Here is a 21,718-nt window from a genome sequence, read left to right on the forward strand (position 1 = left end):
CAACGAGGAGACAACCATGCAACGCAAACTTCGCCGGCTGACCCTGTCCGCCCTGGCAGCCACCTTGTGCCTGGGGCCGCTGGCCGCCACCCTGCCCGCCCACGCCGACGAGCCGCTCAAGATCGGCTTCCTGGTCAAGATGCCGGAGCAGGCCTGGTTCATCAACGAGCAGAAGGCTGCCACCGAACTTGGCAAGAAGGACGGCTTTTCGGTGGTGAACATCGGCACGCCCGATGGCGAAAAGGTGCTGTCCGCCATCGACAACCTGGGCGCGCAAGGTGCGAAGGGCTTCGTCATCTGCGCACCGGACGTGCGCTTGGGGCCGGCCATCTCCGCACGCGCCAAGCACTACAACATGAAGTTCGTCACGGTTGACGATCAGCTCGTCGACTCGTCCGGCAAGCCGCTGGCCAACGTGCCGCATCTGGGCATGTCGGCGTTCAAGATCGGCAACCAGGTCGGCCAGGCCATCTCCGACGAGATGAAGCGCCGCGGCTGGAAGCCCGAGGAAGTGGGCGCGCTGCGCATCACCAATTACGAGTTACCGACCGCCAAGCTGCGCACCGACGGCGCCACGCAGACGCTGCTGGCCGGCGGCTTCAAGAAAGAGAACATCTTCGACGCGCCGCAAAAGACAACCGACGACGCGGGCGGCTTCAATGCGGCGTCGCCGGTGCTGGCGCAGCATGCGGGCATCAAGAAATGGGTGATCTTCGCGCTCAATGAAGAGAGCGTGCTGGGCGGCGTGCGCGCCACCGAGCAACTGCACATTCCGGCCGCCGATGTGATCGGCGTCGGCATCAACGGGGCGGGCGAGGCGTTTGCCGAGTTCCAGAAGAAGGAGCCGACAGGCTTCTTCGGCACGATTGCCGTCAGCTCGACCAACCACGGAAAGGACAGCGCGGCAAACCTTGTCGAGTGGATCAAGACGGGCAAGCAACCGCCGGCCGATACGCAAACCACCGGCAAGCTGATGGTGCGCGGCAATTGGCAGGAAGTGCGCAAGGAACTGGGCATTTGATGCAACGCGCGGCGCGGGCCGGTCCCGCGCCCCACGCGCATCCGCAAAGAGCAATCGATGACAGTCCAATCACTTGATGAGAGCGGCCCGCCCGACGCTTCCGCTGACGCCTATCTGAAGCTCGACGGCATCACCGTGCGCTTTCCTGGCGTGCTGGCGCTCGACCATGTCTCGCTCGACATCCGCCGCGGCGAGGTGCACGGCCTGATGGGCGAGAACGGCGCGGGCAAGTCGACGCTGCTCAAAGTGCTGTCGGGCGTCAACCAGCCGGAGGTTGGCACGCTGTCGCTCGATGGCGTGCCGCAGCAGTTCACGAACACGCGCGCGGCCATTACGGCGGGCATCGCGATCATCTATCAGGAACTGCACCTCGTGCCGGAACTGACGGTGGCGGAAAACCTGATGCTCGGCGCGCTGCCCAACCGCTTTGGCGTGCTCGACGAGAAGACGCTGATCACCCGTGCGCTGCGCGAACTCGAACGGCTGGGCGAGAAGCTCGATCCGGCGCAACCGGTCAAGCATCTATCGATCGGCCAGCGCCAGATGATCGAGATCGGCAAGGCGCTGATGCGCGACGCGCGCGTGATCGCGTTCGACGAACCAACGAGTTCGCTCTCCTCGCGGGAGACGGCACAGTTGTTCCGCATCATCCGCGCGCTCAAGGCCGAGGGCCGCGCGGTCATCTACGTCACGCACCGCATGGAAGAGGTGTACGAACTGTGCGATCGCGTGACCGTATTCCGTGACGGCCGGCACATTGACACGTTCAACGCCGGGGCGAGCCTCGACCGCGAACGGCTGATCCGCTGCATGGTCGGCCGCTCGATCCAGGACGTGTACGGCTACAAGCCGCGCCCGCTCGGTGGGGTGAAGATCGACGTACGCGGCTTGATGGGGCCAGGCTTGACTGAACCCGCAACGTTCCGGGCGCATGCAGGAGAAATCGTCGGCTTTTTCGGGCTGGTCGGCGCGGGACGCTCGGAGCTGATGAAGCTGCTTTACGGCGCAGTCGGACCCACAGCGGGCGAGGTCCGCCTCAACGGCAAGCGCGTCCAGTTCAACACACCGCGCGATGCGGTGCGCGCGGGTGTTGCGCTCTGCCCGGAAGACCGCAAGCAGGAAGGCATCGTTGCCATCGCCTCGGTCTCGGACAACCTGAACATCAGTTGCCGGCGCCACTTCAGCCGCTTCAGCGTGCTGAACAACCGGCAGGAAGCGCGGACCACGAAGTCGTTCATCGACAAGCTCGCCATCAAGACACGCAACGGCGAGACGCCCATCGGCAAGCTCTCGGGCGGCAACCAGCAGAAGGTGATCCTCTCGCGCTGGCTGGCCGAGGACATTGACGTCTTCCTGATGGACGAGCCCACACGCGGCATCGACGTCGGCGCCCGCAGCGAAATCTACAGCCTGCTCTACGGCCTCGCCGAGACGGGCCGCACCGTCATCGTGGTGTCGAGCGATCTGGCCGAAGTCATCGGCGTGGCAGACCGAGTGCTCGTGATGAAGCAGGGCCGCATCGTCGGCGATCTGCCCCGAGAGCACGCCTCGCCCGACACCCTCATCAAACTAGCGCTGCCGCGCTAGCGCGCGATCCACGCCCTCATGGAAACCGATCCTATGCAAACGCCATCCACCGAATCCGTGCCGGGCGGCCCGCCACTGGCCGCCCCGGGCATTCCCAGCCGCGCCACCCTCACCTGGGAGCTGGTCAACCGATCGGGCATCGTCGTAGTGTTCCTCTTGCTGTTCACCGCGCTAGCGTTCACGGTGCCGGGCTTCGTCAGCAGCCGCAACATCCAGGGCTTGCTGCTGTCCGTCACCTTGATCGGCTCGATCTCGGTCACGATGATGTTCGTCCTCGCACTCGGCGAAGTGGACTTGTCCGTTGCCTCCATCGTCGCGTTCGCGGGCGTGGTGGCCTCCACGCTCATCACCGCAACGCACAGCGTGGTGCTTGGCGTCGGGGCCGGCGTGCTGGCCGGCGGCGTGGTCGGGCTCGTCAACGGCGTGCTGGTGGCGCGCTACCAGATCAACTCGTTGATCGTCACGCTCGCCATGATGGAAGTCGTGCGCGGGCTCGCCTTCATCACCTCCAACGGCGACGCGGTAATGATTTCCGAAGAGCGCTTCTTCGACCTGGGCGGCGGGTCATTCCTCGGCATCTCGTACCCGATCTGGAGCAACATCGTCGGCTTCGCGGCGTTCGGTTTCCTGCTCAAGAAGACGGTATTCGGCAAGAACGTGCTCGCCGTCGGGGGCAATGAAGAGGCCGCACTGCTTGCTGGCCTACCGGTGACGCGCATCAAGATCGCCGTGTTCGTCTTGCAAGGTCTAGTGACAGGCTTTGCCGGCGTGATGCTGGCCTCGCGCATGAGCCTGGGCGATCCGAAAACATCGGTCGGGCTTGAGCTGGGCGTGATCTCGGCCTGCGTGCTGGGTGGGGTTTCACTCACGGGCGGAGTGGCAACCGTGTCCGGTGTGCTGGTCGGCGTTCTCATCATGGGGTCGGTGCAGAACGCAATGAGCCTGATGAACGTGCCGACGTTCTATCAGTACCTGATCCGCGGCGGCATTCTGCTGCTGGCGGTGTGGTTCGACCGCATTCGCCGCAATAAGCGGGCGAGTTGACAGGCCGGCGAGTTGACAGGCCGGTCGGTCTTCATACGGCAACAAAAAAGCCCGCAAGTGCGGGCTTTTCATTTAACGCCGATTGTCCGGCAGACGAGCAAGTTCAAGCGAACGAATAGAACACGCGGAACTGAACCTTGCGCTCGGCCCAGAATTCGGCCGCGTCGCGGAACACGTCGAGCAGCACTTCACGCGCTTCCTTGTCGAACTTCGGCTGGCACGGCAGGCCCTCAAGCACGATCACAAAACCCGGTTGCGGGCCGGCCTTGTAGATCATGTCGGTCAGGCAGTCGGCCAGGGCATCGAAGTTCTTGCCAAAATGCTTCGGGAACAGGAACTCACGCGCAATCACGTCGAGCACTTCGCTCTTGGTGGTCGCAGCCGCGCAGTTGGCGTACAGGAAATGCTGGCCAAGGCTGGCCGCCGACTCGGCCAGATCCGCCACGCGGAACGCGCGGATCGACTGCACGATATTCGGACGCACCGTCTTGAAGAGGTTCATGGCGTCTTCGCGACCTCCGTCGTCGTCCGTCTGAGTGTTGTCCTGCGTCATGATGTTCTGCGGTGCACTTTGAGGCAACTTGGTCGCCCCCCCGACGCGTGCGCCCAGGGCTTGCATCCCGACCACACCGTCGTACAGATTTTGCGCCTTGTGCCACGCATCGCGGGCCACGCGCTCATCGCGTGCGGTGAGCGAGTCGTCCAGCCCAAACATGTTGGTCGTCATCGCTGTATCCGTTGAAAACTGTTGTAGTGATCTTCCGTGTAGTAGCAGTCGTTGGCCGCTTGCTGGTCGCCGCCGCAGATGATGCGTCGGGCGCCGCGGTTGCGAGCCCCCCGCGTCTTCACGGTGTACTCGTGGTAATAGCCACGCCGCTGGGCAGGCAAACGCCGTTCATAGTTGCCGAACGTGATGCCGTCTTTGGCATAGGGGAACGGACCGCCCTGCTCGATCAGTGCCAGCGTGCGCTGCGCCTCGTTGGGCAGGTCTGCCGGGCGAATGGTTCCCACGGCGGCAGCCATGCCGGAGGTGTCCCGGGCGACCGCATTGGTCGGCAAGCCGGCCACCGACAACGCAAGCGTTGCCGCAAGCGCGCCACGCGCCATCGCCTGAGATACGGAGCGGCCGATCCACGCTCCAAGTCGCTTTGTCATCAGCAGGCCCTAACGGGAGAATCGCGCCGACCGGAGCCCGGCGCAGGTCACAAGCGCAGGTGGCCGTCCAATAACGATCCGGACAGCCGGTTTGCAGCTGAAAGCGAAGCGGCTCAATGCGCGAGAGGCCTGGCAGGAAATGACAAGTCGGGCGACTGCCGAAGACTTGGGGAATCCTTCCGCCTGCAAAAACCTACCCATTGCGCGCACCGAATAAGGCGACCCTGTCAGACGTGTGTACGGAAAACCGCCTTTTTGAACCCGTCTGGCCCGGATCAGACCTCATGTGCTCAGAAGCACCCCTTCAGCCCATAAGGGTACGCTCATCGATGACAACAATCAACCGACGGTGAAAGCCTGAAGGGTTTTTTGATATGGCTATTACGTCTTAAGAAATGTAAGCACACGCAAACTTAGTGAATTAAAAAAGGGAGCGCAGCATCGTGCGCTCCCTTTTCCAGTGCAGTGGCGATCAGCGTTGCGCTTGTGCAGCGGCATCCACAACGGTCAGGGCCGTCATGTTGAGGATACGTCGCACCGTTGCCGACGGCGTGAGGATGTGCACCGGCTTTTTTGCGCCCAGCAGGATCGGGCCGATGGCGATGTTGTTGCCGGCGGCCGCCTTCAGCAGGTTATAGGCGATGTTGGCGGCATCGATATTCGGCATGACCAACAGGTTGGCTTCGCCCTTGAGCGTCGAATCCGGCACCAGCGAGTCCCGCAGCTTCTCGTCGAGCGCGGCGTCGCCATGCATCTCACCGTCCACTTCCAGGTTCGGGGCGCGTTCGCGCAGGATAGCCAGCGTTTCGCGCATCTTGACGGCAGAAGGCGCCTCCGACGAACCGAAGTTCGAGTGCGACATCAGCGCAACCTTTGGCTTGATGCCGAAGCGGCACAGTTCCTCGGCGGCCATGATGGTGATCTCGGCCAGTTGCTCGGCAGTGGGGTCGATATTGACGTGCGTATCTGTCAAGAAGATCTGACGGCCAGGCAGGACCAGACCGTTCATGGCGGCGTACACGCAGTTCGTGCCACCGATGACCTGGTCGATGTAGCGCAGGTGCGCAGCGGTGGTGCTGACCGTGCCGCAAATCATGCCGTCGGCTTCGCCCTTGTGGATCATGACGGCGCCGATCAGCGTCGAACGGCGGCGCACTTCCAGCTTCGCGTACTGCGGCGTCACGCCCTTGCGCGCCATCAGCTTGTAGTACGTTTCCCAGTAGTCGCGGAAGCGCTCGTCGTGCTCGGGGTTCACCACGGTGAAATCCACGCCTTCACGCAGACGCAGGCCGAAGCGTTCGATGCGGTGGGCAATCACGCTCGGGCGGCCGATCAGGATCGGGCTGGCGAGCTTTTCATCCACAACGATCTGCACGGCACGCAGCACGCGCTCTTCTTCGCCTTCGGCAAAGATGATGCGCTTGTTCTCCATCGGCACCTTGCGGGCGGCCGAGAAGATCGGCTTCATCAGCGTGCCCGAGTGGTAGACGAATTGCTGCAGGTGCTGGCGGTAGGCGTCCATGTCTTCGATCGGACGCTGCGCCACGCCCGAGAGCATGGCCGCCTGCGCCACGGCCGGCGCGATCTTGACAATCAGGCGCGGGTCGAAGGGCTTCGGGATCAGGTATTCGGGGCCGAACGACAAGTCCTGGATGCCGTAGGCGGAAGCGACGATGTCGCTTTGCTCCTGGCGAGCCAGTTCAGCCACGGCGTGCACGGCGGCAACTTCCATCTCACGCGTGATGGTGGTCGCGCCCACATCCAGCGCGCCGCGGAAGATGAACGGGAAGCACAGGACGTTGTTGACCTGGTTCGGGTAATCCGTGCGGCCGGTGCCCATGATGACGTCCGGGCGCACTTCCTTGGCCAGTTCCGGCAGGATTTCCGGGTTCGGATTGGCCAGCGCGAAGATGATCGGCTTGTCGGCCATCTTCTTGACCATGTCCTGCTTAAGCACGCCGGCGGCGGACAGGCCCAGGAAAATGTCAGCGCCATCGATGACTTCGGCCAACGTACGCAGATCGGTCTTCTGTGCGAAGTGCGCCTTGTCCGGATCCATCAGTTCGGTACGGCCTTCGTAGACCACACCGGCCAAGTCCGTCACCCAGATGTTTTCGCGCGGCAGGCCGAGGTCGACCAGCAAGTCCAGGCAGGCCAGCGCCGCAGCGCCCGCGCCCGACGCCACCAGCTTGACCTTCTTGATGTCCTTGCCGACCACCTTGAGCGCATTGGTGATGCCTGCGCCCACGACGATGGCGGTGCCGTGCTGGTCATCATGGAAGACGGGGATCTTCATGCGCTTGCGCAGTTCGCGCTCGACGAAGAAGCACTCCGGTGCCTTGATATCTTCGAGGTTGATGCCGCCGAAGGTCGGCTCCAGCGAGGCGATGATATCGACAAGCTTTTGGGGGTCTTTTTCGTTGATCTCGATATCAAACACATCGATACCAGCGAATTTCTTGAACAGGCCCGCCTTGCCTTCCATGACCGGCTTCGAGGCTTCCGGGCCGATATCGCCCAGGCCGAGCACGGCCGTACCGTTGGTCACCACGCCGACGAGGTTGCCGCGGGCGGTGTAGCGGAACGAGTTGGTAACGTCTTCGACGATCTCTTCACAGGCGGCGGCAACACCCGGTGAATACGCCAGGGCGAGGTCGCGCTGGTTCGACAGCGGCTTGGTCGGCGTGACGGAAATCTTGCCCGGGGTCGGAAACTCGTGGTACTCCAGCGCGGCCTTGCGCAAGGCGGCGCGCTGCTGCGCCTTGAGTTCTTCATCCGTGCGGGCGGGCTGCTGAGGCTGGGTATCCACCGTGGTCATGGGTCTCTCGTATCGGGTGGCCAGCGCGCGCGCCGGCCGTCGCATCTAGCGGGCCACCGGGATACCCTCACGAGCGCCACGGGAATACGGTCCGCCTCCTTGGGCCCGTCATTTTATATAGTGAAAAGCGATCTCACAACGGGATTTTGGGTGGGAGTGCCATGCGCATTCGCTACAATATTTCACCGTCCCGTCACGGCACCATCGGGCTTGCCCCATATTCCTCCATCGCCGCTGCCGTGTCCAAGCCCGTCCAACCCCGCAACTCCGCTGATGATGCGTCAGACCTCTCCGAATTCGGCCTGATTCGCCGTTATTTCACGCGGCCGACGCCAAGAGCGACATTGGGCGTGGGCGACGATTGCGCCTTGCTCGGGCCACGTCCTGGGTACGAATTGGCGATCTCCACCGACATGCTGGTCGCCGGTCGTCACTTTTTTCCCCATGCGGAGCCCCGCGCACTTGGGCACAAAGCGCTGGCTGTCAACCTATCGGATCTGGCTGCCATGGGTGCGGAGCCACGTGCTTTTACGCTGGCCGTGGCGCTTCCCAAAGCCGACCCCGCCTGGCTCAAACCGTTTTCCGAAGGCCTGCTCGCCCTGGCGGATGCCTTTCACTGTGAACTCATTGGCGGTGACACCACGCGGGGGCCGCTCACGCTGAGCCTGACCGTCTTCGGCGACGTCCCCCTCGCTGCGGCATTACGCCGCGACGCCGCCCGTCCCGGCGATGACCTCTGGGTCTCGGGCACTGTCGGCGATGCGCGACTCGCGCTGGGTGCCCTGCGCAACGAATGGGCGCTTACGCCCGAAGCGCTCGCACAAGTGCAGCCACGCATGGACATGCCGACGCCGCGCGTGGCACTCGGTCTGGCATTGCGCGGTGTCGCCCGGGCGGCGCTCGACGTATCGGACGGCTTGTTGGGCGATCTTGGCCACATCCTCACGCAATCCCGCGTTGGGGCGACGGTCATGGTCGACGATGTCCCGCGTTCGCCGACGCTGGCCGCGCAGTCCCGGGCGCTTCAGCTGCAATGCACGCTGGCCGGCGGCGACGACTACGAACTGTGCTTTACTGCTCCTGCCGATGCTCGCGACGCTGTGATCGCAGCGGGCCAGCGTGCGGGGGTGGCTGTCACACGCGTCGGCCGCATTGACGCCGAAACCGGCTTGCGCCTCGTCGATGCCCAAGGTGCCCCGGTCATCTTCACGCATGGCAGCTTCGACCATTTCTCTTCCGCATCATGATGTCTTCCGCTCCCTTCCCGCCCTCCAATCCGCCGGGCCAGCCTGAAACCGTCGTCCTTGAGGCGGGCCAGGCCGCACAGGTACGCCGCCCGACGGCGCGCTTCATGTTCGGCCATCCCGCACGCATTCTCGCGCTCGGCTTCGGCACGGGCCTATCGCCGATCCTGCCGGGCACGGTCGGCACACTGTACGCCTGGCTGATTTATGTGGTGTTGGCGCGCTGGATTTCAGGACCCACGTGGCTGCTGATCGCGGCCGTTGGTTTCGTGATCGGCATCTGGGCATGCACCCGCACCGCACGCGATCTGGGTGTGGCAGACCACGGCGCCATGGTGTGGGACGAGATGGTGGCGTTTTGGATCGTGCTGGCGTTTGTCACGCCCACCACGCTGGGCGGGCAGTTCGCCGCATTCCTGTGGTTCCGCTTCTTCGACATGGTCAAGCCGGCGCCCATCCGCTATTACGACCGCACGCTCAAGGGCTTCGGCGTGCGCGGTGGCTACGGCGTGATGGTCGATGACATTTTGGCGGCGTTCTACACGCTGCTTGTGTTCGCGCTGTGGCGCTCGTTTTGACGTTTGACGACCGAAGCTTCGAAGGTATCGCAATGGCTGAATCCCGCGCCCTGGCCCAATTGGCCGAACTCGTCGCTGACACGCTCCACAAGCGCAGCCTGATGATGGCATCCGCCGAGTCGTGCACTGGCGGGCTGGTGTCCGCCGCCATCACCGACGTATCGGGTTCTTCCGCGTGGTTTGAGCGCGGCTTCGTCGTCTATTCCAACGAAGCGAAATCGCAGATGTTGGGCGTTCCGGCGGCGCTGATCCGCGAACATGGCGCCGTGAGCGAACCGGTGGCGCATGCCATGGCTGAGGGCGCAGTGCTCAACAGCCGCGCGCAGGTGGCCGTCGCGATTACCGGTGTGGCGGGCCCGACCGGCGGTACGCCCGACAAGCCCGTCGGCATGGTGTGCTTTGGTTGGAGCAACCGGCTGCAAACGCGCGTGGAAACGCGCCACTTCAAGGGCGATCGCAAGCAGGTTCGCCTGCAGGCTGCCGAGCACGCGCTGCGCGGCGTACTCGACTTCCTCGACTCGGCGGAATGCTGATCTAGATCTCGCTGGGATGATCCGGCCGGCGACGATCTCCGTGATCGTGTTCCGACTGGTGTTCGTGGTCGTGCTCGTGGCGACGGTCGCGATCATGGTCGCGGCGCGTCGTCTCGTGCTGGTGGGTGTCGTCGCGCTCTTTCTCGAGCTTGCGGTCCGGGTCCTTGCCGGTCTCTTCCCGGTGCGTACCGGCAACGGGGCCGTGCGGATGCGTGGTCATGGCGTCCTCGCTCTTACCGCAACCGGACCGACAGAGCGGATCAGTTGCGGAACTGGTTGATCTGGTCTCGGGTGGCAAGCGCCACGCGGCGAGCGGCATCGGCGAAATCGCTGTCGGTGCTCGCGTAGAGAATGGCCCGCGACGAGTTGATCATCATGCCGGTACCGTCGGCCGTGCGGCCGGCGCGCACCGTGGCTTCGATGTCGCCTCCCTGGGCGCCAACGCCCGGAATCAGCAGCGGCATGTCGCCGACAATCTCCCGCACCTTGGCAATCTCTTCGGGAAAGGTCGCACCCACCACCAGGCCCATCTGGCCGCTGGTGTTCCACACGTCGCGCGCACGTTCGGCCACGACCTGATAGACAGGGCGGCCGTCGGTTTCGAGGAACTGCACATCGCTGCCGCCGGCGTTGGACGTGCGGCACAGCACGATCACGCCCTTGTCGGCGTGCGCGAGATACGGCTGCATCGAGTCAAAACCCATGTACGGGCTGACGGTGACGGCGTCGGCCTGGTAGCGCTCGAAGGCTTCCTTGGCGTAGTGCTCGGCGGTTGAGCCGATATCGCCGCGCTTGGCATCAAGAATGACGGGAACGCCCGGATAGGCTTCGTGGATGTAGCTGATGAGCTGCTCGAGCTGGTCTTCAGCGCGCTGCGAGGCAAAGTAGGCGATCTGCGGCTTGAACGCGCAGACAAGGTCGGCGGTCGCGTCCACGATGGCGCGGCAGAATGAGAAGATCGCTCCGCCCGTGCCGGTCAGCGACGCCGGCAGGCGTGCCGGGTCAGGATCGAGCCCGACGCACAGCAGGGAGTTGTTGCGTTGCCAGGCGGCAGCCAGTTGTTCGGTAAATCGCATGGTGTCGGGAATGTGAGAGCGGCCGGACGGCCGCATGACTTGCGTTCATTTTACCCGTCGGGCGGCCCGGTGGCGGCATCTTCCGGACGTGGCATCGGCCCCACGCGTGCGCGCCAAGGCACCGTTTGTGGCTGAATCCGCAGGCTCTTTAGGCTACACTCGGCGCGATTTTTCGCCGCCCGTTCAACGCCTGCTTCAAGGAAACACCCCATGATCAATCTGTTCGTCGTGCAAAAAGGTCGTCTCGCGCAGGAACAGGTTGAAGAACGCAGTGAACTGCTGCAGCACAAGCCGATCTGGATCGACGTGATCGACCCAGACGACGAAGAGCTGGCGTGGATCAAGGAAGCCTACGGCGTGGTCCTGCCCGAGCTGGAGCAATTGGGCGACCTGGAAGCCTCCGCCCGCTACTTCGAAGGCGAAGACGGCCACATCCACATCCGCACCGATTTCCTGCTCGACGAAGAAACAACCTCGCGCAACGTGCGCGTGGCCTTCGTGCTGACCAAGGATGTGCTCTTCTCGATCCACGACGAAGATCTGCCCGCGTTCCGGCTGGTGCGCATGCGTGCGCGGCTGCGCCCGGGCTCGGTGCGCAACGCCAAGGATGTGCTGATGGATCTATACGCCACCGATGCGGAATACTCGGCCGACTCTATCGAAGAAGTCTATGAACGCCTCGAAGATGCCAGCAGACGCGTGCTGGCCGATGAGGTGACCGATGCTGCCGCCGCCGATGTGCTGGAGATCATCGCCCGCGTGGAAGACTTGAACGGCCGAATCCGCCGCAATGTCATGGATACGCGCCGAGCCGTGTCATTTCTGCTGCGCAGCCAGTTGCTCTCGGCCGATCAGCAGGACGAAGCGCGCCAGGTGCTGCGCGACATCGATTCCATCGAGAATCACACGGCGTTCCTGTCGGACAAGGTCAACTTCCTGATGGATGCCACCGTCGGCTTCATCAACATCAACCAGAACAAGATCATCAAGCTGTTCTCGGTGGTGTCGGTGGCGTTGATGCCGCCCACGCTGATCGCCTCGATCTACGGCATGAACTTCAAGGTGATGCCGGAGCTGGACTGGGCTGAAGGCTACCCGTACGCGATCGTGATGATGGTGGTGTCGGCGGCGATTCCGCTGGTGTACTTCCGCCGCAAAGGCTGGCTGAAGTAGCTCGCTGCGAGGTCAATCCGGCAGCGTGGCCGAGCCCATGCGGTTGGCGATCACCGTGGCCTTGCGCGTGAAGTTCACGTGCACGTTGGCGCAGTAGCTCTTCTTGTCGAAGCACTTCGGTGCAGGCAGCGCCGCCGCCAGTCGCGCTGCCTGACCGACCGTGAGTTGCGAGGCCGGGCGTTTGAAGTAATGCTGCGCCGCCGCTTCCGCGCCGAACACGCCCTCGCCCCATTCCACCGAGTTCAGATAGATCTCGAGAATGCGTTCCTTATCGAGCCAGAACTCGAGCATCCACGTGATGACAAGTTCTTCGCCCTTGCGCAGGTAGTGGCGTTCGCCCGAGAGGAACAGGTTCTTGGCCAATTGCTGCGTGATGGTCGAACCGCCCGCGACCACGTGGCCGCGCCGCTTGTTTTTCTCCCACGCGTCGAGCATGGCGTCGACTTCCCAGCCGCTGTGCGAGACGAAATCCGCGTCTTCACTGGCGATGACCGCGCGTTTGAGGTTGCGCGAGATCTGGTCGTAATTGACCCAGCGGTGGTCGACCTTGCAGGTGAAAACATTGGCGCCGCACAAGCGCATACGCTCAGCGCGCATGAAACTCGTAGACGACGGATCAAATACCTGCCAACTCGCGATGGCAGCGAAGAAGTACAGGTTGAGTGCGACCACGCCCGCAACGAAGCAGCCGATCACGTAGCCGAACCAACGCATCATCGCAGGGCTGCGCTCCAGGTTCAGCGAGGCGCGCGCGCCGCGACCGCGGCTTCGCCCTGCAGCCCTTCGCGCATGGCGAGCAGCACCGGCGCGGTGTCCGGGCGCACGCCGCGCCAGACGAAGAACGATTCCGCGGCCTGCTCCACCAGCATGCCCAGGCCGTCCCATGCGCGGGCGCCGTTGCGCCGGGCGAACTCCATGAACACCGTCGGACGCGGGCCGTACATCATGTCGTAGGCCAGCGCGTTGGGGCCGAACACGGTGGTCGGGATCGGCGGCACTTCGGCCTGCAGGCTGCTCGCCGTGGCGTTGATGATGACGTCGAAAACGTCGTCCGCAGCAAGCTCGTCATAGCCCCCGCCCACGAGTTCAACCTCGTGCAGCTTGGCCGAGACCTCGAAGCGCTCGACCAGCCTGTTGGCGCGATCGGCCGTGCGGTTGGCCAGGAACACGCGCGCGGGCTTGTGCTCCAGCAGCGGCAGCAGCACGCCGCGCGCCGCACCACCCGCGCCCAGTAGCAGCACGCGCTCGCCTTCGAGCGCGTTGCCGATGTTGTGGGTGATGTCGCGCATCAGGCCGACGCCGTCGGTGTTGTCGCCAAAAATCTCTTCACCATCGAACTTGAGCGTGTTGACCGCGCCGGCCGATTCCGCCCGCAGCGACAACGACGTCGACATGGCATACGCATCGAGCTTGAACGGCACCGTCACGTTGAGCCCGCGTCCGCCTTCACGCACGAAGGTCATCACGGTTTCGTCAAACGCGATCAACTCGGCGTAGATACGGTCGTAGCGGATGCGCTGCCCGGTCTGCTGCGCAAACGCGGCATGGATGATGGGCGACTTGCTGTGCGCGATCGGGTTGCCGATCACGCCATAGCGATCTGTGGGCGGCGCGCTCGCGGCGGCGAGGATGGCCTCTTGAAACGACGACGGCATGGACGACGAAATCAACGGGTCTGCAGGTGGGTTTCCAAGCCTGCGCGGGTGAACTTGAACGTGGCGACCACATCCTGGATGTCGACGCGCTTGCGCATCTCGGCCGGGAAGGCGCCAAACGGTGAAGACGAACGCACGATGGCCACGGCCTGGCGATCCAGCGCGGGGTTGCCCGAGCTCTTTGCGATCTCGATGCCTTCGATCTTGTAGCCGTCCTGGTTATAGCCGAGCTGGCCTTCGCGGTTGATGCTGATCACGACGATCAGCTCGCCATACAGCGGGCGGCCGTTCTGGCTGGGAAAGTTTGCGGTGCCGCGGGCTTCGATCTTGCGCCGCACGGCATCGTAGTAGCGGGCGTAATCCACCTGGCGGGCGCTGGCGGCTGTCAGCACATTGCGGCGCGGGCGCTTGGCGTAGTTCTCGAGATTCCGGTCGATCTCGGCCTGCAGCCGGGCGATTTCGTCTTGCGTGGTGCGGTCGTCGGTGCCGTTGGTGGGCGACGGCTGCGGACGCTCGCCGGGCTTGACCTGACGATCGTTGACCAGCGGCGCGCGCTCGGTCGATTGCGTCAGCAGGCGGCGCTGCTCTTGCTCGAGATACTCAACGCGGCGCTGTGTGAGCTTGATGGCGTCGCCGGTCTGCTCATTGGTGTCAGCGGGCAGCGGCGTGGTGGCGCGCTGCTGGTCATATTCGCCACCGCCGTTCAGGTTGACCTGGGCCACGGCCGTCGCCTTGGACGGTGCCGTCGACGACTTGGCGTTGACCAGCACCACATCCAGGCCCGGATCGTCGCGCTTGATATCGAACGCCTCGGGGGCCACCACGCGCACGAACAGCAGTACAACATGCACGGCCAGCGACACCACCAGCGCCTTGGTGAGCGTGCTGCTGCCGGACCAGTCCGGACGGTTTGCGAGGGCGGCCATGGGGCGATTCCTGGTCGATGCGCGAAGAATGAAGGTCAGGCTGCGATTGTAGTTAGGCAGCGGCAGGCGTTCCACCGCTCTCGCCGTCTTGCGGCGGCGGCGCCACAGCCGCGTCGGCTTCTGCGCGAGCCTCTTCCCCATCAGCAGCCGGTTGTGGTTCAGCCGGCACATCAGCCTCAGCCTCTGCCGCGGCCAGTTCTTCTTCAATGGCTTCGGCTTCAGCTTGTGCGCCCGCTTCGGGCGCGAGGATTTCAACCACGCGGCACGACACTTCCAGGCTGATCTCGTCGGTGTCCAGGACATCGAGCACGACATGCGTGCCGCGTGGCGTCTGTGCCAGTTCCGGCACCTTCGTCACCAGCGGAATGTCGGCGAAGCGCACGGCGCCTTCCTTGAGCACCACGGCCTGCATGCGCGTTCGGTTTTCCTGCTTGAGCCAGCGCAGGCACCAGTAGCGCTCCATGGTCGACTGGTGGTCGGCATAGGCAGCGTAGGTGGCTTCAAAGTCGGCCACGGCGGCCAGCAGGTCGGCATCTTTGGGCTTGAACGGCGCGATCAGCTTGGCCGTCACGCCATGCTGCGCCACCGCAGCGATCTGCCATTGATTGACCAGATCGACATAGCGGCGCAGCGGCGAGGTGCTCCACGCATACTGCGCCACGCCCAGACCTTCATGCGGCGCCGGATACGTCTGCATGCGCGTGCGGTGCATACCCCAGGCCTTCTGCGTGCGATAGATGCCCGGCACCCCAGCGTCGGCCAGCATGCGGCCCCACGTGCTGTTGGCCAGGATCATCAATTCGGCGACGATCTTGTCCAGCGGCGAGCCGCGTTTGCGCTGTTCGATCCGCACGCGCTCGCCGCCACCATCGGCCTCGGGAATCGCATCGATGTAGAACGAATAATCGCCCTTCTGCGCGCCCTCGGGCTTCAGGCCGCTGGCAATGCGTGCCTGCTGGCGGCCGTCGTACAACGCGCACACAAACGGCCACAACACGGCCAGTTCGGCCTTGAACGGGTAGTCGCCCGAGCCATCGGCCAGCGCGTCGGCGGTGATCACGTCGTCGAGCAGGTTGTGGCGCAGGTTGGCCGCCACGGTCACGGATTCGCAGCGCGTCTCGCTCGCGGTGACCGCCCACGTTGCACGGTCGACCGTCACATACAGCGACAGCGCTGGGCACGCGCGCCCTTCTTGCAGCGTGTAGCGATCCACCACCGACTCCGGCAACATCGTGATCTTGTCGCCGGGGAAATACACGGTCGACAAACGCTGGCGTGCAATCACGTCCAACGGCTCGCCACGCTGGATGCCGAAGCCCGGCGCGGCAATGTGAATACCGATCCGCACCGTGGCGTCATCAATGGGCGTAACGGAGATGGCATCGTCGATTTCCGTGGTGGTCACGTCATCGATCGAAAAGGCGCGCACGTCGGCGGCCGGCAGCTCCATCGCCGGTTCCGGCACGGTCACATCCGGGAAACCGGTGCCCTTCGGGAAGCATTCCGAAAGGAAACGCGCCTCATGCAGCGCGCGGGCATTGGCAATGCCGCCCACTGCCACCATCAGGCGCATCGGCGACAGGCCCAGCACCGTGCACGCCGCATCGAGCGCCTTGTATTCGAGACTGTTCTTGTCCGGCTTGAACAGCAGTTGCAGCGTCTTGCCGCGGAAGGCCTCGGGCAGTCGCATCGCCTTCAGCTCGGCTTCGTATTCGGCTTGCAGAGCAGCTTGCTGCTTCTTGCGCTCCAAGCCTGCGAGCGCGGCCTTCAGTTGGTCTTCAGGTGCGCGCTGATAGCGGCCTCGGCCCTTGCGGCGGAAGTAGATCGGCGAGCCATGCAGCGCGATGGCCAGCGCCGCCTGCTGTGTGGCATTGGCGCCGGCGCCAAAATACTCGCCGGCCAAATCGGTGAAGCCGAACTCGTCCGCTGAAGCGCATTCCCAGAGGAAATCCAAGTCGATCTCTGCCGACAGCGCCTGGGCCGCCTGCGACAGCTCACCGGCGGACGGCTGCGCGAATTGCAGCAACACGTCGCGCGATTTGACCTTGGTGCGCTTGGCGCTCGGCAACTCGACCTGATAGGCCTCGCCCTGTTGGGACAAGACAGTGCCCGCGCGGATTTCGCCGCCTTCTTCAAACAGCAACTGCATGGATTTGTATGGATCGCGGCACTCGCACGAGCAGGCACCGCTTTGAATGAGTGGAATGACCGCGCGCCCTTACGTGACAACGTTACGCGCGGCGATAAAAAGTTGGGGGCGATGATACCGCACTGGCTCGACGCCCGGCCCGCGAAATACGCTTACCGCGGAGGTTGGAAGCGAGCCAGCGCAGGTAGGAAAACCTCCGTTACCAGCATCGCGCTCGCTCCGCGCCGGAAGACCGACCGGCGGGCTGGCAGCCGGGCGGTGCCGACAACAGGCGCATCGCCTAGCGCGTCATGCGCGCGGCGCACCAGCGGGTGGCGCGCGTCCAGCAAGGCGAATTCGAAACCACCGCGCTCGACACGCGGATCGGCAAACAGCGAGTGGCCCAGCGGCTGCGTCCCCAGCGCTTTCAGGAACGGCCAGTCGAGCGCCACACTGCGCGGATGCACGATCGTGTGTGCATAGACCACCGGGATCTCGTCGCAGATCAGCAGGACTTCGCGGACCAGCGTCTCAGCAGGGCCCGACATGCCAAGACAACGCCACTCGTCACGCAACGGCATCGCGCGCCGCTGGCCGAGCAATTGCACGCGAAAGCGCGACGATGCCGCACGAAGCCTGGCCGTCAGCGAATCGGCGCCTACGGCCCAGCGCGCCCAGTGCCGGTCATAGACCACTGCCGGAGGCAACGCGCTGCGCCAGAGGCCCCGCGGGTACGACGGGAAATCGGTCATGCGGCACAGAAAGGGTGGGCCGCCAACAGATCGGCTGGAACGCCGCAGAACACGAGCACTTCGTCCATATACTGCGCGAAGTCGCTGATGCCGTGGTCGCTGCCGTCAATGAGGCGAGTGGCCGCGCCAGGAAAGTGATCGAGCATTTCGCGGTAGTCGAGCACCTCGTCGCCGGTGGCGGCGAGCAGGTAGTAGCGCTCGGGCTGCGTGATGGCGGGCACGGCCAGCGCGCGCAGCTCATCCAGATGATGCGGCTCGACGCGGATCGTGCCACCGCCATGCCACAACGGCTGTTCGCCGACGTATTTGGCGAGATCCCGCTCAGGACGCGTAGCCGGATTGAGCATTGCCGCGCGAAGCCCATGGCGCTCTGCCAGCCAAGTGGCGTAAAAGCCGCCCAGAGACGAGCCGATGAGTGCCGGCTTGGTGCCGTCACGCGCACTCAGCTCCGCGATCAGCGCATCTGTCTCGGCCATCGCCTCGCGCGGCGAGACGGGCAGCATCGGGCATACGTACTGATTCGCCAGCCCTACGGACGCCATCCGCCTGCCTAGCAGCTGCGCTTTGAACGAGCGCGGCGACGAACGAAATCCGTGCAGATAGACGATGGATGCCAGCATATGAGATTCAATTCGCTGTCTCGGCGCGTTCGGCCAAGGCGTCCAGCAGCTTCTGATGTACGCCTCCGAAGCCGCCGTTGCTCATGACAAGCACATGGTCGCCCGGGCGGGCGGCAGCTGTGACGGCTTCGATTAATGCGCTCAGATCAGAAAACGTCTTCGCGCGCTCCCCCAGCGGGGCCAGCGCCCCAGCCAAATCCCAGCCGAGGGCGTCGCGGCCATTGGCTGCGCCATAAGCGAAGATCTGTTCAGCGCCGGACAGGCTGTCGGGAAGGGCCAGTTTCATCACGCCCAACTTCATGGTGTTTGACCGTGGCTCCAGCACTGCCAGGATGCGCCCCTTGCCGACACGACGGCGCAGGCCCTCGATGGTGGTGCGAATCGCCGTCGGGTGATGGGCAAAATCATCGTACACAGTCACGTCATTCACGGTGCCACGCACTTCCATGCGCCGTTTCACATTTTCGAAACGGGCCAGGCTTTCAATGGCTTGGGCAGGCGGCACGCCCACGTGGCGGGCGGCGGCAATGGCGGCCAGCGCGTTCATGCGGTTGTGGTCGCCCTGAAGTGCCCACCGGACCCTGCCCTGCGTTTGGCCCTGGAAAACGACATCGAAGCTATCGTCATCGGCGAGGTTTTCGACTTCCCAGCCGAGGTTGCCCTCCGCCCCGAACTGCTCGACTTCCGACCAACATCCGCGCTCAAGTACACGCTTCAGGCTATCTTCCCGACCATTGACCAGGAGGCGGCCCTGACCGGGCACGGTGCGCACCAGATGATGAAATTGGGTTTCGATCGCGGCAAGATCGGGAAAGATGTCGGCGTGATCGAATTCGAGGTTGTTCAATATGGCTGTACGGGGGCGGTAATGAACGAACTTGCTGCGCTTGTCGAAGAAGGCCGTGTCGTACTCGTCCGCTTCAATCACGAAGAAGTCGGATTCCGTCAGGCGCGCCGACAGCCCGAAGTTGCGTGGCACGCCGCCCACCAGGAAGCCCGGGTTGTAGCCGGCATCCTGCAGGATCCACGCGAGCATCGATGTCGTGGTCGTCTTGCCGTGTGTGCCTGCCACGGCAAGCACCCACTTCTGGCGTAGTACGTTGTCGCCGAGCCATTGAGGACCGGAGATGTAGGGCAAATTGCGATCCAGGATGGCTTCCATGAGAGCGTTGCCACGGGAGATCACGTTGCCGATCACGTAAAGATCGGCGCCGATGGAGAGCTGTTCGGGGTCAAAGCCTTCGATCAGCTCGATGCCTTGCGCTTCGAGCTGGGTGCTCATCGGAGGGTAGACGTTGGCGTCGCAGCCGGTGACGCGGTGGCCGGCCTGACGGGCGATCAGGGCAATGCCGCCCATGAAGGTGCCGCAGATTCCAAGGATGTGGATATGCATGGGAGCCATCTCAACTTCGTTGCGCCGCATTGTACCTGCGGCTTCAGGGCGGCCCGCGCGCTTCAGTAAAATAGAGCCATGTCCAAACGACCCACCCTCGACCCCGCCCGCGTGCGGGAGGAAATCGCCGTCAGCGCCGCCCGCATGATCGCGGAAGACGGCGTTGACTACGCCACCGCTAAACGCAAGGCCGCGCGCCAGGTGCTCGGTACGGAATCCCGCGCGCCCGGCGAATGGCTGCCGGACAACGAACAGGTCGAAACGGAAGTCCGCGAATACCAGGCGCTGTTCCAGGCTGAATCCCAGCCGCGCGTGCTGGCGTTGCTGCGTCGCATTGCACTGGTGCTGATGGAAGGGCTGGCAATCCATAACCCGTACCTCGCGGGCGCGGTCTTCAACGGCACCGCCAGCGAGCACTCCGACATCCACCTGCAGGTCTTCTGCGACAGCCCGAAGGACGTGGCGATCTTCCTGCTCAACGCCGGCGTGGATTTCGACACGACAGAAAGTGCTCACTTCGCCGGCCGCGACGAAGTAGAAACGCTCAGCTTCCTGTGGCGTGGCCAGTGGCCCGCCGGGCCCGAATCTCGTGAGCTTGCGCGGGAGTTGCGCGCTGAAACGGGCACACCCGTCGGCGTTCATATCGCCCTATACGACATGAACGACGTGCGCGGCGCGCGGCGCGCAGACGCTACCGGCAAGACCCAACGCGGCGACGCGGCGGCGGTACGCGCCCTGCTGTCGCAGGGGTGATCGCCCGACAGGAGTACAATCCCGCACGCTCCGCCTCTGTCTATATATAGAGACCTCTGCAAAACCATGTCCCGCCGCACCACTCTGACTGCCCTGCTGATGGCCGGCCTGATTGCCGCGACGACGGGCGTCTATTTCGGGCATCGTGCCACCGAACCCAAAACGCCGGCTGACACTGCTGTCGCCGCGTTTTACAGCAGCAAGCTCCCGGACGCCAATGGCGCCCCGTTGGATCTGGCCGCTTTTCGTGGTCAGCCGGTGGTGATCAATTTCTGGGCACCGTGGTGCGGTCCTTGCGTGGAAGAAATGCCAGAACTGTCTGCGCTGGCGCAGGAGCAGAAGGCCCAGGTAAAGTTCGTTGGCATTGGCATTGACTCGGCGTCCAATATCCAGACCTTCCTGGGTAAGGTACACGTCACATACCCGATTGCGGTGGCGGGCTTTGGTGGGACGGAACTGGGCCGCCAGTTCGGCAACGAAGTCGGCGGCCTACCGTTTACTGTGATTCTCAATGCACAAGGTGAGATCACTTTCCGGAAGATGGGTCGTGTGCATGCGGACGAACTGCGCGAGGCCCTGCAGCGCACGTGAATGTACAAAAACGTCATATGACGCTCATGTGCACGCAACTCCCCTTCTTCTCCGGCAAAAGCATAGGCGGGACGCCCAAGATCGGTGAAAACACCGATTTGTTGAGAGTTTTTCAGCAAAAACTAGACAAAGCATTCTAAGTTGCTGTAAATTGCGCCCAACTTCGCTCAACCGGTCAAAACCGTGGCTGACAAACCCATCGCCAAAGCGCTTCGCAACGTGCTCGTACTGCACGGCCCGAACCTCAATTTGCTTGGGACGCGCGAACCGGAAGTCTATGGTGCAACCACCCTCGCCGACATCAATACCGCCTTGGTCGAACGCGCTACGGCGCGCGGCGTGACGCTGGCGCACTTCCAGTCGAACCACGAAGGCGCACTGGTCGACCGCATCCATGCCGCCAAGAGCGAAGGCATCGAATTCATCATCATCAATCCGGCCGCCTACACGCACACGAGTGTGGCCCTGCGCGATGCGCTGGCCGGCGTGGTGATTCCGTACATCGAAGTGCATCTGTCCAACGTGCATCGTCGTGAGCCGTTCCGCCACCATTCGTATCTGGCGGACCAGGCGGTGGGCGTGATTTGCGGGCTGGGCTGGCGCGGCTATCTGGCGGCGCTGGACTTCGCAATCGACCAACACGGCGGCTGATCAGCCGTCTTCTTCCTTTT

22 protein-coding genes are annotated in these 21,718 nt (G+C 63.8%); 10 read left to right on the forward strand and 12 right to left on the reverse strand.

The features are described from left to right. Window positions 1–16 precede the first annotated feature (16 nt). The 3 genes from BEK68_RS11770 to araH are packed head-to-tail and all read left to right on the forward strand — an operon-like array spanning window position 17 to window position 3,652. A complete protein-coding gene (locus BEK68_RS11770; RefSeq protein WP_012436418.1) occupies window positions 17–1,021 on the forward strand; it encodes an arabinose ABC transporter substrate-binding protein in 1,005 nt (334 codons plus the stop codon). A 57-nt stretch (window positions 1,022–1,078) separates the two neighbouring features. Continuing rightward, a complete protein-coding gene (gene araG / locus BEK68_RS11775; protein ID WP_012436419.1) occupies window positions 1,079–2,608 on the forward strand; it encodes an L-arabinose ABC transporter ATP-binding protein AraG in 1,530 nt (509 codons plus the stop codon). Between the two features lie 33 nt (window positions 2,609–2,641). After that, window positions 2,642–3,652 (forward strand): L-arabinose ABC transporter permease AraH, encoded by a 1,011-nt coding sequence (gene araH / locus BEK68_RS11780; protein ID WP_012436420.1) that lies wholly within the window; start codon window positions 2,642–2,644, stop codon window positions 3,650–3,652. Window positions 3,653–3,755: 103 nt separating this feature from the next. On the opposite strand, the gene BEK68_RS11785 is transcribed toward araH, so the two are convergent. The 3 genes from BEK68_RS11785 to BEK68_RS11795 all read right to left on the reverse strand — a co-directional run bounded on the left by BEK68_RS11785 (window position 3,756) and on the right by BEK68_RS11795 (window position 7,625). Further along, window positions 3,756–4,379 (reverse strand): barstar family protein, encoded by a 624-nt coding sequence (locus BEK68_RS11785; protein ID WP_004632915.1) that lies wholly within the window; start codon window positions 4,377–4,379, stop codon window positions 3,756–3,758. Further along, window positions 4,376–4,807, reverse strand: coding sequence for a ribonuclease (locus BEK68_RS11790; protein ID WP_004632916.1), 432 nt, complete (start codon window positions 4,805–4,807; stop codon window positions 4,376–4,378). Before BEK68_RS11790 ends, BEK68_RS11785 begins: the two co-directional genes overlap by 4 nt. Before the next feature lie 472 nt (window positions 4,808–5,279). Continuing rightward, window positions 5,280–7,625 (reverse strand): NADP-dependent malic enzyme, encoded by a 2,346-nt coding sequence (locus tag BEK68_RS11795; RefSeq protein ID WP_012436421.1) that lies wholly within the window; start codon window positions 7,623–7,625, stop codon window positions 5,280–5,282. Window positions 7,626–7,786: 161 nt separating this feature from the next. Between BEK68_RS11795 and thiL the strand changes: the two genes are divergently transcribed. From thiL to BEK68_RS11810, 3 genes are read left to right on the forward strand one after another with little or no spacing between them, the layout of a single operon-like run. Continuing rightward, window positions 7,787–8,872: a thiamine-phosphate kinase gene (gene thiL, locus BEK68_RS11800; RefSeq protein WP_012436422.1), complete on the forward strand. Its 1,086-nt coding sequence runs from the start codon at window positions 7,787–7,789 to the stop codon at window positions 8,870–8,872. After that, the gene (locus tag BEK68_RS11805) at window positions 8,869–9,447 is read left to right on the forward strand and encodes a phosphatidylglycerophosphatase A family protein (protein ID WP_012436423.1); all 579 of its coding nucleotides are present in this window, start codon (window positions 8,869–8,871) and stop codon (window positions 9,445–9,447) included. Before thiL ends, BEK68_RS11805 begins: the two co-directional genes overlap by 4 nt. Window positions 9,448–9,479: 32 nt before the next feature. Then, window positions 9,480–9,980: a CinA family protein gene (locus tag BEK68_RS11810; RefSeq protein ID WP_004632926.1), complete on the forward strand. Its 501-nt coding sequence runs from the start codon at window positions 9,480–9,482 to the stop codon at window positions 9,978–9,980. 1 nt (window position 9,981) lies between these two features. Here the strand turns inward: BEK68_RS11810 and BEK68_RS11815 are convergent, their stop codons facing one another. Together BEK68_RS11815 and pyrF are read right to left on the reverse strand one after the other, a co-directional pair. Beyond that, the gene (locus BEK68_RS11815) at window positions 9,982–10,200 is read right to left on the reverse strand and encodes a hypothetical protein (RefSeq protein ID WP_012436424.1); all 219 of its coding nucleotides are present in this window, start codon (window positions 10,198–10,200) and stop codon (window positions 9,982–9,984) included. A 40-nt stretch (window positions 10,201–10,240) separates the two neighbouring features. Further along, on the reverse strand, window positions 10,241–11,056 hold the full coding sequence (pyrF, locus tag BEK68_RS11820) for an orotidine-5'-phosphate decarboxylase (protein WP_012436425.1): 816 nt from the start codon (window positions 11,054–11,056) through the stop codon (window positions 10,241–10,243). 210 nt (window positions 11,057–11,266) lie between these two features. On the opposite strand from pyrF, the gene corA reads away from it, so the two are divergent. Next, entirely contained in the window at window positions 11,267–12,229 is a 963-nt protein-coding gene (gene corA, locus BEK68_RS11825) for a magnesium/cobalt transporter CorA (protein ID WP_012436426.1), read from the forward strand. Between the two features lie 12 nt (window positions 12,230–12,241). Here the strand turns inward: corA and mtgA are convergent, their stop codons facing one another. The 7 genes from mtgA to mpl form a co-directional block, all read right to left on the reverse strand. After that, window positions 12,242–12,946: a monofunctional biosynthetic peptidoglycan transglycosylase gene (gene mtgA / locus BEK68_RS11830; protein WP_012436427.1), complete on the reverse strand. Its 705-nt coding sequence runs from the start codon at window positions 12,944–12,946 to the stop codon at window positions 12,242–12,244. A gap of 20 nt (window positions 12,947–12,966) precedes the next feature. Beyond that, window positions 12,967–13,884, reverse strand: a complete 918-nt coding sequence (aroE, locus tag BEK68_RS11835) for a shikimate dehydrogenase (protein WP_004632935.1) — start codon at window positions 13,882–13,884, stop codon at window positions 12,967–12,969. A gap of 11 nt (window positions 13,885–13,895) precedes the next feature. Continuing rightward, on the reverse strand, window positions 13,896–14,810 hold the full coding sequence (locus tag BEK68_RS11840) for an energy transducer TonB family protein (RefSeq protein WP_012436428.1): 915 nt from the start codon (window positions 14,808–14,810) through the stop codon (window positions 13,896–13,898). 52 nt (window positions 14,811–14,862) lie between these two features. Then, window positions 14,863–16,959 (reverse strand): ribonuclease catalytic domain-containing protein, encoded by a 2,097-nt coding sequence (locus tag BEK68_RS11845; protein ID WP_012436429.1) that lies wholly within the window; start codon window positions 16,957–16,959, stop codon window positions 14,863–14,865. A gap of 152 nt (window positions 16,960–17,111) precedes the next feature. Beyond that, window positions 17,112–17,690 (reverse strand): chorismate--pyruvate lyase family protein, encoded by a 579-nt coding sequence (locus tag BEK68_RS11850; RefSeq protein ID WP_004632940.1) that lies wholly within the window; start codon window positions 17,688–17,690, stop codon window positions 17,112–17,114. After that, a complete protein-coding gene (locus BEK68_RS11855) occupies window positions 17,687–18,310 on the reverse strand; it encodes a YqiA/YcfP family alpha/beta fold hydrolase (protein WP_004632943.1) in 624 nt (207 codons plus the stop codon). The genes BEK68_RS11850 and BEK68_RS11855 overlap by 4 nt, the downstream gene beginning before the upstream one ends. A gap of 7 nt (window positions 18,311–18,317) precedes the next feature. Next, the gene (mpl, locus tag BEK68_RS11860) at window positions 18,318–19,703 is read right to left on the reverse strand and encodes a UDP-N-acetylmuramate:L-alanyl-gamma-D-glutamyl-meso-diaminopimelate ligase (protein ID WP_012436430.1); all 1,386 of its coding nucleotides are present in this window, start codon (window positions 19,701–19,703) and stop codon (window positions 18,318–18,320) included. A 78-nt stretch (window positions 19,704–19,781) separates the two neighbouring features. On the opposite strand from mpl, the gene BEK68_RS11865 reads away from it, so the two are divergent. The 3 genes from BEK68_RS11865 to aroQ all read left to right on the forward strand — a co-directional run bounded on the left by BEK68_RS11865 (window position 19,782) and on the right by aroQ (window position 21,698). Beyond that, complete coding sequence (locus tag BEK68_RS11865) at window positions 19,782–20,456, forward strand: hypothetical protein (protein ID WP_012436431.1); 675 nt, start codon at window positions 19,782–19,784, stop codon at window positions 20,454–20,456. 66 nt (window positions 20,457–20,522) lie between these two features. Further along, window positions 20,523–21,047: a TlpA family protein disulfide reductase gene (locus BEK68_RS11870; RefSeq protein ID WP_004632947.1), complete on the forward strand. Its 525-nt coding sequence runs from the start codon at window positions 20,523–20,525 to the stop codon at window positions 21,045–21,047. Between the two features lie 183 nt (window positions 21,048–21,230). Then, window positions 21,231–21,698 carry a type II 3-dehydroquinate dehydratase gene (aroQ, locus tag BEK68_RS11875; RefSeq protein ID WP_004632949.1) on the forward strand — a complete coding sequence of 156 codons (468 nt, stop codon included), beginning with the start codon at window positions 21,231–21,233 and terminating at the stop codon, window positions 21,696–21,698. Window positions 21,699–21,718: the final 20 nt, after the last annotated feature.

This window comes from Ralstonia pickettii (genome assembly GCF_001699815.1).
Taxonomy (GTDB): domain Bacteria; phylum Pseudomonadota; class Gammaproteobacteria; order Burkholderiales; family Burkholderiaceae; genus Ralstonia; species Ralstonia thomasii.